Below are 12469 nucleotides of genomic sequence, written 5' to 3'. Positions count from 1 at the left end.
TTTAGAATTGTTTTAGTTAAAAACAACAATAATTTTTCTAAAGATATTTTTATTGATATTTCTGATTCTCTAAAATTTATAATATTGGGAGATAAATTTCCAGAAGTTTATTTACCAACAATAAAAGAGTTATCTTCAAAATTAAATATAACCTACAAAGAATTACATTGGGAACATAATCAATATTTTTTATTATCTTAAGATATAGATTTTACTCTTTAAGTTTAATATTTTAAAAAAGGAAAACAAATGATAAAAACACCATTCTTAGCAGTTGATGGAATAATAAAATTATATGATGAAAATGAAAATTTTCAAGGAATAGTTTTGATTGAGCGATTAAATAGACCTTTAGGTATTGCAATTCCTGGGGGATTTGTGGATATTGGTGAAACAGTTGAAAATGCAGTAATAAGAGAGATGAAAGAAGAAACTTCACTTGATATTACTATTGAATCACTTCTTGGAGTTTATTCAGACCCCGCAAGAGATGAAAGATTTCACACAGCATCTATTGTTTATGTTTGTAAAGCTTATGGAAAACCTCTTGCACAAGATGATGCAAAAGAAGTTTATATTTATAAAAAAGACGAAATACCTCTTGATAAGTTAGTTTTTGATCATAAACAAATTATTATGGATTTTTTGGAAAAGGATTTTTATTCTTTATAAAAATCTATTAACTCCTGATATTTAAATTCATTTATCAAACTATTTACATAAATTTCAAATTCTTGAGATAGATTATAATCTTTTATCAAATTCAAAATTCCATCATTATCCATCAAAAAAGCTTTTTCTTTTAATTTCTTGAAAAACTCTTTAGGAATATTTTCTAACTCTTTTTCTATATCTATTTTCTCTGTATTTATTTTATTTTCATAAAGAAGTTCAATATTTAAATATTTTTGAAGTATTAAAAAAATTTCTTTTTCTTCTACTGGCTTTGCTAAAAAATCATTTGCACCACTATTTAATACATCATTTTTGTCTTCTATAAACACATTGGCTGATAATGCAATAATTGGAATATTTTTACCTTCTTTTATCTTTCTAATATTTAATATTGTTTCTTTTCCATCCATTCCTTCCATCAGAATATCCATAAAAATCAAATCAAGCTTCTCTTTTTCAAAAATTTGCAAAGCCTGAAATCCACTACTTGCTTGTACAGTTTTTATCCCATAAAAATTTAAAAGTTGAACCATAAGTTCTCTATTTTCTTTTATGTCATCAACTATTAAAACTGTTTTTAGAAAATTCTGATTTTCTATTCCAACAATATTTTTTAAAGCAATATTCTGTATTTCATTTTGATTTGATTTATTATAATTTATACTAAAATAAAACTCGCTTCCAACATCAACTTTACTTTTTAGATAAATATCTCCACCCATTAAGTTTATTAACTCTTTTGTAATAGAAAGTCCTAATCCTGTTCCTTCAACTGTATAGTTATCTTTTTTTATTTGTTCAAAAGGTTTAAAAATCTTTTCTTGATACTTTTTTGATATTCCTATTCCACTATCTTTTACTTCAAAAAAAAGTTTATTTTTCAATTCATATATACAAAGAGAAACAAAGCCTTTTTTTGTAAATTTTAAAGAATTCCCTAAAAGATTTATAAGAATCTGTTTTAATCTTTGTTCATCAGCATTAATATATTTGGGAATATTTTTTATCTCAATTTTAAAATCTAAATTTTTATTTGAACATCTAAAAGCAAAAAGTTCTTCTATCTCTTTTATTAAATCAAAGAAATTAAAATTTTTTGGATTTAGTTCCATTTTTCCTGCTTCAATTTTTGAAATTTCTAAAATCTCATTTATAATATTTAAAAGATGTTCTGCACTTCTTTTTATAATATTTAAGTTTTCTTTTTCAAGAGTTGTTTTTATAGATTTTTGTAGAATATTTGTAAATCCTAAAATTGCGTTCAGTGGAGTCCTTAACTCATGACTCATTCTTGCTAGAAAAATAGATTTTGCTTTATTTGCATTTTTTGCTTCTTGCATAGCTACTTTTATTTTGTGTTCACTTGTTATTAGATTTTGAGTATTTTTTTTAAAAATTTCAACAGCTCCTATCATATCACCTATTTCGTCATCAAATTTACTATCTTCTATATCAATATTCATATTATTTTTTGAAAGTTTCAACATCACCTTTCTTAATAAATCTAATGGATAAACAATTCTAAATAAAATTATAAAAAATGACATTAAAAATAAAATTATTGAAAATAAAACTATTGAATTTACATAAAATTCTAACTTTTGTACCGTAAATCTTGCTTCATCAACTTTTTGCTTAGTTCTTTTTTCAAAAGCTTTATAAAAATTATCCAAAGGCTCCATAATTCTTATTTTTGCTTCATGATAATCTTTTGAGTGCATCAGTTCTCTTGCAAGTGCAAAATCTGGTTTATCTTTTATAGTATAATTTCCATCTTTATCTAAAAAAATGCCTTTCATTGCATTCATAGCTTTATGTTCAAGTTTTGTTAAATCATCTGATTCATTTTGAGAAGTAAAAAGCATATTTAATTCTGATTCTGGGAAATTTGCATTTTTCATCAACTCACGAAGAGGTATTTTTTCTCCATCTAACTGTGGAATACTTCCATCAATTGATAAAAAATCCCAAAAAATTCCATTATATCTTTTAGGTCTTGGTAACTCACCATTTCGTATAGCTAAAACTGTTTTGTATTGTTCTTCAAACATAGGATTTGCTGTTATTACATAAGTTCGTGCCATTCGTGTTAAATCATCACTACTTTGTCTTAATTCATCTGCTAGAATTAAAGATTTATACTGCATATTATAAGCTTTTTCGAGTACAACGGTAGAATTTTGATATTTATTTATCACAACTGCAACACCAATAAATAAAACTGTATTAAAAATAAACAGTAACATAAAAAGTTTTTTTAATTTCAAACAAAATCCTAAAGAGTTTTTTTTTATAATCTTAACAAAGCTTATGATTATGAGAAATGAAACTTATGAATAAAAAATATACAATACTAATAATAGATGACAAAAGTGAAAATTTACACTACTTAAATAATATTTTAAAAGATAAAGATTTTTTAATACGAGCAACAACTGATGCAACTTTTGCTATAAACTCTTCAAAACTCAATCCACCTGATTTAATCCTTTTAGATATAAAAATGCCAACTCTTGATGGTTTTGAAGTATGTAAAATACTAAAAAATGATGGAACTTTAAAAGATATTCCTATCATATTTATTAGTGCTTTAGATGATACACAAAGTAAAGTAAAAGCTCTAAATGAAGGTGGAGTGGATTATATAACTAAACCATTTGAAAAGGAAGAAGTTATTGCAAGGGTTAAAACTCAATTAAAAATATTTGAAAGTAAAAACACTATTTCAAAACTACTTGAAGTTCAAGATTTTTTTCTAAAAAAAATAATCCATGAAATGAATACACCTTTGAGTATCATTGGTTTAAACATAGATAATTTAGAATCAACTTTAGGATATAAAGAGCAATTTGAAGCTATAAAAGCTTCATCAAAATCCCTTTCTTCTATTTACAATGATTTGTATTATTTAACAAAAAAAGAGAAAAGAACAATAGAAGAAAAAAGTATAAATTTAGTTAGATTTTTATCTTCAAGAGTTGCTTTTTTTGATGAAATGGCGAATATAAAAAATATTGATATAGCTTTGGATATTTATAAAGAGTTTGATATTTTTATGGATAGTTACGAACTTGAAAGGGTTATTGATAATACAATTTCAAATGCAATTAAATACTCTTTTGAAAATTCAACGATAGAGATAACTTTAGATAAAGAAGATGAAAACTATATCCTTTCAATAAAAGATGAAGGAATAGGAATAACTGATACAAAAGCCGTTTTTCAAGCTTATTATCAACAAAAAGATAAAAATATTGGTTTAGGATTAGGACTTAGTATTGTAAAAGAGATTTGTGACAAAAATGAGATAAAAATAGAGTTAAATTCAGAAAATAATAACACTGTTTTTAAATATATTTTTCCACAAAACAGAGTTATAAAAGGAGATTAATTTATGAAAATATTTTTACTTGAAGATGATTTTGCTTTAAATAAAATCATAAAACAATCTTTACAAAATCGAGGTTTTTATGTGGATAGTTTTACAGATGGATATAAAGCAATAGAATTAATCACAAATAGTAAATATGACTTATATATCTTAGATTTAAATGTTTTAGGATTTGATGGACATAAGGTTTTAGAATTTATTAGAAATAATGATTTAAATGTTCCAATTATTATGATAAGTGCAGAAATTGATATAGAAAATATCAAAAAATCTTACACTTTAGGTTGTAATGATTATATAAAAAAACCTTTTGATTTTGAAGAGCTATTTTTACGAATACAATATCACCTAAGTCACATAAAAAAAGATGAAAACAGCGATTTTATAGTAGATTTAGGTTATGACTTTTCATTTAATTTGATGGAGCAAACGCTACATAAATCAAACTTTGAAATAGAACTAACAAATAAAGAAAAACTTCTTTTAACTCTTTTAGTAAAAAACATAAACAACACTGTTACAAATGAAATGATTCACGAATATGTTTGGGATAGTAAAGAGATGGAAAGTGTTAGTATGCGAACAATCGTACATAAACTAAAAAAGAAACTAAAAAATGGAATGATTTTAAATTTAAGAGGAATTGGCTATAAACTTATTCAATGAGAAGAGAGCTTAAAAGCTTTCCCACTCATCATTATTTGTTTTTACGGATACTACTTTTGTATCTTTTTTTGATACTTCATTTTTTTCTATTATTTCTGAATTTGATTTTTTAGTTGTAATAAAATTCTCCTTATTTGAATTTATCTTTTTTGCTTTAACTTCATGTTTTCCTAGAAACTCTTTTTCATCTGCACTTGAAACAATTAGTTTTGCTATTTCATCCGTTATTACTGCAACATCATTTGTTTGATTTGCTGCTGCTGCATTTTGTTGTGTTTGTCTATCTAATTGTGTTACTGCATCATTTATTTGCTCAATTCCTTGTAATTGTTCTTTACTTGACATCTCTATATCTGAGATTAAATTTATTGTTTGAGAGATATTTTGATTTAACTCTTTATATCCATCTATCATATTTGTAGCTATTTGTTTCCCTTGATTTGCTTTACTTGTAGCATTTTCTACTATTGCTTTTATCTCTTTTGCAGCTTCAGCACTTCTACTTGCTAAATTTCGTACCTCTTGTGCAACAACTGCAAATCCTTTTCCAGCTTCTCCAGCAGTTGCCGCTTCAACAGCAGCGTTAAGAGAAAGAATATTTGTTTGAAATGCTATTTGGTCTATTACTGAAATAGAATCATTTATTAGATGAACTTGATTATTTATCTCATCCATTGCAACTGTTGTTTCATTTGCTAATTTCTCACCTTGATTTGCCGAAGCTGTTACTTCACTTGATAGTTTTGCCATTTGTGCTATATTTTGAGTATTATTTCTAATATTTGAAGTTACTTCTTCTAAAGCTGCTGCTGTTTCTTCTAAAGAAGCTGCTGCTTCATTTGAGCTTAGGTTTAACTTATCAACGCTAGATAAAAGTATAGTTGAACTCTCTTCTAATGTTAATCCGTTTGATTTATTTTCAACTAACATTTGTGTTATTGTTTCTACTAGATTATTTATACCAACTGCAACTTTTCCATTGTCTTGAATTCTTTCTTTAAAGTCTAGTTTTGCAAAATTATCTAAAACTCTTAGCACTTCATTTATATCTTTTGCTACACTATTTTTTGTACTTTCCAACATTTCATTAAAAATATTTTTTAACTCTTCAAGATTTTGATTTTCAGTTGATTTTTCTATTCGTTTAGTAAATTTACCATCATTTACTGCACTCACAACAGCTTTTACATCTTCAATTAATTTTTCATCTTCAATTATTAGCTTTTCCGTTTTTATTATATTTTTATTTATTACTTCTGAAATTTGAGCTATTTCATCTTTTGAAGAAGTATCTAATAATGAAGCACTTTTTGTCTCTTTATTCAAAAAGTTGAAAAATTCAAGTAAACCACTTTGTAATTTTTTAATTGAATTATTAAATGTTTTACTAATTGCATATGAGAAAAATAGTGTTATTAATATTGTTATTATTGTTATAATTACAAAAGTTTTTAAAGATGAAGATATTAGTGACTCAACTTCAATTTTATTTTTCTCAACAACTTTATAAGCTTCATCACTAAAGAAATCTATTATATCTCTCATAGATTCATAATCTTTTGAGTATGTTGAAAAATAAAATGCTCTTGCTTCCTCTATTTTTCCATCTTTTACTAAATTAAGTAATGTTTGAGTATTACTTTTTGTTAGATTATAGTATTTATCAAAATCATCAAATTCTTTTGATTTAGAAGATAATTCATCTTTCAAAAAACCTTTAAATTTATCAAATCTTTGTCTAATTTGTGATAAATTGTCTTCTACACCTTTTGTTATTAGCTTTTCAATTTGTTGATTATCTTTTAAATTCATGATTTGACTCAAAGCCAAATTTGATTGATAAGAGTCCCTATCTGCTTCTAATAATAGTGTAATACCTGTAAAATCTTTTTCTGCTAAAGCATCTGTGTTATCATTAATATCTTTTATATTAAAAGAAACTAATATACTACTCATTATTGAAACAACTATTAATATTAAAAATGCACCTATTATTTTATTTTTTATGCTCATTTTCTCTCCTATTAACTGGTATATTTATAATTATATAACAAAAAACCTCATTTTATACGATGCTATTTAAATGCTATAAAACAAGGATTTAATAGAGTTCTTTTATTAATAATATTTCTTAGAATTAAGATTTAAAATAACTTTATCATTACAAATTTTTAGTAATTTATTAAATACATTATGCAACTATAATATTAGAATGTAAGTTAACTCATAGTGAAATCTGAGGAATCAGAGGAAAAATTAAAAATTAATATTAAAAAGAGTTTTAAGAAAGTGAAAAGAGAAAGCCTAAAAGCTTTCCCACTCATTATCATTAGATTTAGAAGAAGTTATATTTGTCTCTTTTTTTGTTGCTGTTACTTTTTTCTTCTCTACTTCATGTATTTGTCTATTATTTGTTCCTACGTTTATATCTTTCGCTTTTACTTCATTTTTACCTTCAAACTCTTTTGAGTCTGCATCACTTACTATTAGTTTTGATATCTCATCTGTTATCAATGCTACATCATGTGTTTGACTTGCTATCATTGCGTTTTGTTGTGTTTGTCTATCTAATAGTGTTACTGCATCATTTATTTGTTCAATTCCTAGCAATTGTTCTTTACTTGCGTTTTGTATATCACTTATCAAGCTTATTGTTTGAGAGATATTTTGATTTAACTCTTTATATCCTTCTATCATATTTGTTGCGATACTTTTCCCTTGATTTGCTTTACTTGTTGCATTTTCTACTATTGTTTTTATTTCTCTTGCTGCTTCTGCACTTCTTGATGCTAGGTTTCGCACTTCTCCTGCAACTACTGCAAATCCTTTCCCTGCTTCACCTGCCGTTGCTGCTTCAACTGCTGCATTAAGAGAAAGAATATTTGTTTGGAATGCTATATTATCTATTACACCTATTGCTTCATTAATCAAGTTTACTTGATTATTTATTTCATCCATAGCAACTGTTGTTTCATTTGCTAATTTTTCACCTTGATTAGCTGAAGCTGTTACTTCACTTGACAGTTTTGCCATTTGTGCTATATTTTGTGTATTATTTCTTACATTTGAAGTTACTTCTTCTAATGCTGCTGCAGTTTCTTCTAAAGATGCTGCTGCTTCATTCGAGCTTAGGTTTAATTTATCTACATTTGCTAACAATACATTTGAGCTTTTATCTAATGTTAATCCATTTGATTTATTCTCTTTTAGCATTTCATTAATAATTGTTGCAAGCTTATTTATACCAAGTGAAACTTTTCCATTATCATTTTCTATTTTTGCTCTAAAGTCAAGTTTTCCAAATCTATCTAATACTGCCGTAACTTTGTTTATATCGATACAGACATTTTGTTTAGTAATTTCTAACATATCATTAAAATTGTTTTTTAATTCTTCTAAACTTTCATTTTGTGTAGTTTTTTCTATTTTCTTATTTAAATAACCAATTTTCACCTCATCAACTACTCTTTTTACATCATCAATTAATATATTATCTTGAAGTATCAAACTTTCAGTTTTTTTGATGTTTTCGTTTATCACTTTTGCCATTTCTCCAAACTCATCTTCTGAATCTATTTCTATTAGATGAGCTTTTTTCTCTTCTTTATTCAAGAAAGAGAAAAATCCTAAAAGACCATTTTTTATTATCGTTAGATTTTTATTTAATATTCTCATACTAATTAATATCACAACAATAATTATTGATAAAACAACTATACCAGCAATAATAGAGAAATACTCAATAAAGAAAGCTTCTTGTAAATATTCATCTTTTGGTGCAGTTGCTATAAATACCCAATAATTTTTTGTATCTCCAAATTCAATTGGATATACATAGTTATAAGAATCTGTTCCTGTTTTTAGATTTTTAGCAAAATATGAATTTTTTTCACCATTTTTACCTTTTTCAATTGCATTTAAAATATCTTCATTTTTTGTTAAATCTTTTATATATTTACCTACATTTTCTTCTTTTGGATGAGCTACAACTTTTCCATAATTATCAAATAGTGCTCCATATCCATTTTCAAAAAGTTTAATTTCACCTATTTTTTGATTAAAAAATGCTAATGAGAAATCTACTCCAACAGCTCCTATAAATTTTCCTTTATAATATACAGGAGAAGAAACTGTTGTTAAAAGTACATTTTTCCCATCAATTTGATAATTATATGGTTCTGTTATAGATACCTGTTTATTTTTATATGGTTTATTTATCCATTCTGATTCTAAGCTAAAATCATTTGAAGCTTCAATAGTAAAAGTACCATCACTATTTCTCACGACATAAGGTTGAAATACTCCATCTTTTGTATAGTAATTTGTTTTATCTGAACCATCATTTTTTGAATAAAACATCGTGCCATCTTCAAAAGTGAACCAAGCACCTAATAAAAATTTATTTTGATTTAGTAAATCTTTTAAATATTTTACTGTCCCCTCTTTTGAAAGTTTTTCATTATGTTCAATAGCACTTTCATATCTATTTGCAATAGTATTTGAAATAACAATAGCTTTATCAAGCGTATTTCTTATTTCTAAAGCATTACTTCTAGCCATTTCATTAACATATTCTTCTGATTGATTTTTTAAAGATTCAAAAGCATTTGAAGATATTATATATACCATCAAACTTAAAGAAATTGCCGTAATTGAAACTAAAATTAACAGTAGTTTAGTTCCAAAATTTAATTTTTTCATTTTATTTTCCTCTACCTAATTTCATAAAACATAAAAGTATTATATTTTATTTGGATTACAAAATAATTATATATTAATTTTTATTATATACATTTATTTTTTGTTCTTTAAATATACTATTTTATAATTTAATGCTTTTTTGATACAATCCCAAAATGAATTTACAAGAGAAACTACAACAACTTCCAAATGATTCAGGAGTTTATCAATACTTTGATAAAGATGGACATTTACTTTATATAGGAAAAGCAAAAGTACTTAAAAATAGAGTTAAATCTTATTTCAAATTTACTCCAAAACTATTACCTGCTGATAAATTAAGTCCAAGAATTTATAAAATGATTAGTGAAGTTGAAAGTTGTGAGTGGATTGTTGTACCAAATGAACATGATGCTTTAATTCTAGAAAACTCTTTAATCAAACAATTAAAACCAAAATACAATATTTTACTTCGTGATGATAAGACTTATCCATATATTTTTATTGATTACAATGATGATTTTCCAAGACTTGAAATAACAAGAAAAATACAAAAAAGCAAAAATATAAAATATTTTGGACCGTATTCAACAGGTGCAAGGGATATGCTTGATAGTATTTATGAGATTGTTCCATTAGTTCAAAAAAAATCTTGTGTAAAAGGTAAAAAAGCTTGTCTATTTCATCAAATTCAAAAATGCTTTGCACCTTGTGAAAATAAAATCTCAAAAGAAGAGTATGCAAAGATTATAGAAAATGCTTTAAAATACATATATAATAAAACAAAGCTAATTTCAAAACTAAATGAAAAAATGCTTCAATATTCAAATGATTTTAGATTTGAAGAAGCAATGACTTTAAGAGATAGAATAAAAACAATAGAAAAATCACAAATAAAAACTGGAATAGATTTAGCTACAAATGAAGATATAGATGTTTTTGCAATTACTACAAATAATAAAAAAGCTGTAATTGTAAGAATGTTTTTAAGAGATGGAAAATTAACCTCATCGAGTCATGATTTTTTAAAGATTGATAATTTTACACAAGAGTTTGATTTTGACTATGAAGAGGCTTATAAAAGAGCTATTATAAACTATTATGACAATGAAATTCCTCTTTTACCAAAAGAGATATTACTTGGACATGAACTTGAAGAAATAACAGAAATAGAAGAGTTTTTATATACGAGATTTAATAAAAAAATAAAAATTATAAATCCAAAAAAAGATAAGAAAAAAGATATTGTTCAGATTGCTTTTAATAACTGCGAAGAGCTTCTAAGACTTGAATCATCGAAAAATCAAACTTCTATTTATGAAGATTTAAAAGAGTTATTCAACTTACAAACTCTCCCATATATAATAGAAAGTTTTGATAACTCTCATATGATGGGACAAGCAACTGTTGGAGCTATGATAGTTTGGAATGAAACATTAAACTCTTTTGATAAAAAAGCTTTTAGGCATTACAACCTTGAATCAAAAGATGAATACTCACAAATGAGAGAGATGTTAATAAGAAGAGTTGAGAGTTTTGAAAAAAATCCTGCTCCTGATTTATGGATTATTGATGGTGGAGAAACGCTTTTAAAACTAGCATATGACATAGTGCAATCAGTTGGTGTAAATCTTGATATAATTGCAATTGCAAAAGAAAAACTAGATGCAAAAGCACATAGAGCAAAGGGTGCAGCAAAAGATATAATTCACTACAAAAATATAGCTGGTGAATTTAAAAATTTTAATTTACAAACAAGTGATAAAAGACTACAATTCGTTCAAAAACAAAGGGATGAAGCTCATAGATTTGCAATAACATTTCATAAAAAGCAAAAAAGAGCGCAAGATAAGCAAATCTCTTTATTACAAATCAAAGGTATTGGTGAAGCAAAAATTAAAAAGCTTCTTTTATATTTTGGAGAATTTGAAAAAATTAGAAAAGCATCATTAAATGAATTAAAAACCGTTTTAAATGAAAAAGATGCAAATACAATTTCAGACTATTTTACTAACTTTAAGGATTAATTTTGGCAAAAATTTTATTAAATAAAGAAAATCTATTTTACAATCTAGATATTATTTCAAAAAAAGCTGGCTCAAAAGAAAAAGTTGCAGTTGTTTTAAAAGATAATGCTTATGGACATGGACTTGTAGAAATTGCAACTTTAGCAAAAGAATTTGGAATAAAAAAAGCAGTAGTTAGAACAATAGATGACGCACTAAAAATTGAAAAAATTTTTGACTATATTTTAGTATTGGCAGAAAAATCATTTCACACTTATTCACATACTTTTCACATCGCACTAAATAGCTTAGAAGATATTGATAAACTACCACAAAATAGTAATGTTCATATAAAAGTTGATACAGGAATGCACCGAAATGGAATCTCTATTGATAACTTAGAAGAGGCAATTTCAGGGCTTTCTAAAAGAAAAATCAATGTGACTGGTGTATTTACCCACCATAGGGGAGCTGATGAACTATCAACAGATTTTTTCTGGCAAAAAGAGAATTTTTCTCTTGTGAAAAAGAGTATAAAAAGTATATGTGAAAAACTTTTATTACCTATTCCAGCTTTCCATTCTTGTAACTCTGCAGCACTTTTTAGAACAGAAAATTTTGATGAAGATTTTACGAGAGTTGGAATTGCAACTTATGGTTATTTAGATAATGCTGATGTTTTTAATTTTCCAGAATTAAAACCAGTTATGTCACTTTGGGCAAATAGGTTATCTACTAGAATTTTAGAAAAAGGACAAAGTGTTGGATATGGTGGAACATTTACAGCAACTGAAGATATGCTAGTTTCAACTTATGATGTAGGTTATGGAGATGGCTTTTTAAGATTAAACGAAAGAAAATCTTACACAACACCAAAAGGATATAGAGTTTTAGGAAGAGTATCTATGGATAACTTATCTTTAAATACAGATGATGAAAAAGTTTGTATTTTTGATGATGTAAGAGAGCTAGCAAAAATTCACGATACAATTACTTATGAAATAACAACTACTTTAAATTCAAATATAGAAAAAGAGATTATATAATAATT

General features: G+C 25.6%; 7 protein-coding genes and 2 pseudogenes. 5 read left to right on the top strand and 4 right to left on the bottom strand.

Going from position 1 to position 12469, the window contains the following annotated elements; genetic code table 11:
• Positions 1–249: 249 nt before the first annotated feature.
• A complete protein-coding gene (locus B0175_RS05320; protein WP_108527620.1) occupies positions 250–672 on the top strand; it encodes an NUDIX domain-containing protein in 423 nt (140 codons plus the stop codon).
• Here B0175_RS05320 and B0175_RS05315 read toward each other — a convergent pair.
• Positions 660–2942: a response regulator gene (locus B0175_RS05315; protein WP_108527619.1), complete on the bottom strand. Its 2283-nt coding sequence runs from the start codon at positions 2940–2942 to the stop codon at positions 660–662. The two genes, B0175_RS05320 and B0175_RS05315, sit on opposite strands and share 13 nt — an antisense overlap.
• Positions 2943–3007: 65 nt before the next feature.
• Between B0175_RS05315 and B0175_RS05310 the strand changes: the two genes are divergently transcribed.
• Both B0175_RS05310 and B0175_RS05305 read left to right on the top strand, forming a co-directional pair.
• Positions 3008–4066: a hybrid sensor histidine kinase/response regulator gene (locus tag B0175_RS05310; RefSeq protein WP_108527618.1), complete on the top strand. Its 1059-nt coding sequence runs from the start codon at positions 3008–3010 to the stop codon at positions 4064–4066.
• Between the two features lie 3 nt (positions 4067–4069).
• A complete protein-coding gene (locus tag B0175_RS05305) occupies positions 4070–4732 on the top strand; it encodes a response regulator transcription factor (RefSeq protein ID WP_108527617.1) in 663 nt (220 codons plus the stop codon).
• A 9-nt stretch (positions 4733–4741) separates the two neighbouring features.
• Here B0175_RS05305 and B0175_RS11385 read toward each other — a convergent pair.
• The 3 genes and pseudogenes from B0175_RS11385 to B0175_RS05295 all read right to left on the bottom strand — a co-directional run.
• Positions 4742–5683, bottom strand: a pseudogene (locus tag B0175_RS11385) (methyl-accepting chemotaxis protein); the annotation flags it as partial.
• Positions 5684–6265: 582 nt separating this feature from the next.
• Positions 6266–6745: pseudogene (locus B0175_RS11380) on the bottom strand (MCP four helix bundle domain-containing protein); the annotation flags it as partial.
• A 291-nt stretch (positions 6746–7036) separates the two neighbouring features.
• Positions 7037–9433 carry a methyl-accepting chemotaxis protein gene (locus B0175_RS05295; protein ID WP_108527615.1) on the bottom strand — a complete coding sequence of 799 codons (2397 nt, stop codon included), beginning with the start codon at positions 9431–9433 and terminating at the stop codon, positions 7037–7039.
• Between the two features lie 155 nt (positions 9434–9588).
• On the opposite strand from B0175_RS05295, the gene uvrC reads away from it, so the two are divergent.
• Entirely contained in the window at positions 9589–11439 is a 1851-nt protein-coding gene (uvrC, locus tag B0175_RS05290; RefSeq protein ID WP_108527614.1) for an excinuclease ABC subunit UvrC, read from the top strand.
• Positions 11440–11441: 2 nt separating this feature from the next.
• Complete coding sequence (locus B0175_RS05285; RefSeq protein ID WP_108527613.1) at positions 11442–12464, top strand: alanine racemase; 1023 nt, start codon at positions 11442–11444, stop codon at positions 12462–12464.
• Positions 12465–12469: the final 5 nt, after the last annotated feature.

This window comes from Arcobacter lacus (genome assembly GCF_003063295.1).
GTDB lineage: Bacteria > Campylobacterota > Campylobacteria > Campylobacterales > Arcobacteraceae > Aliarcobacter > Aliarcobacter lacus.
Note: the sequence above shows the minus strand (reverse complement) of the source record. Positions and strands in the feature narration are given on the sequence as shown.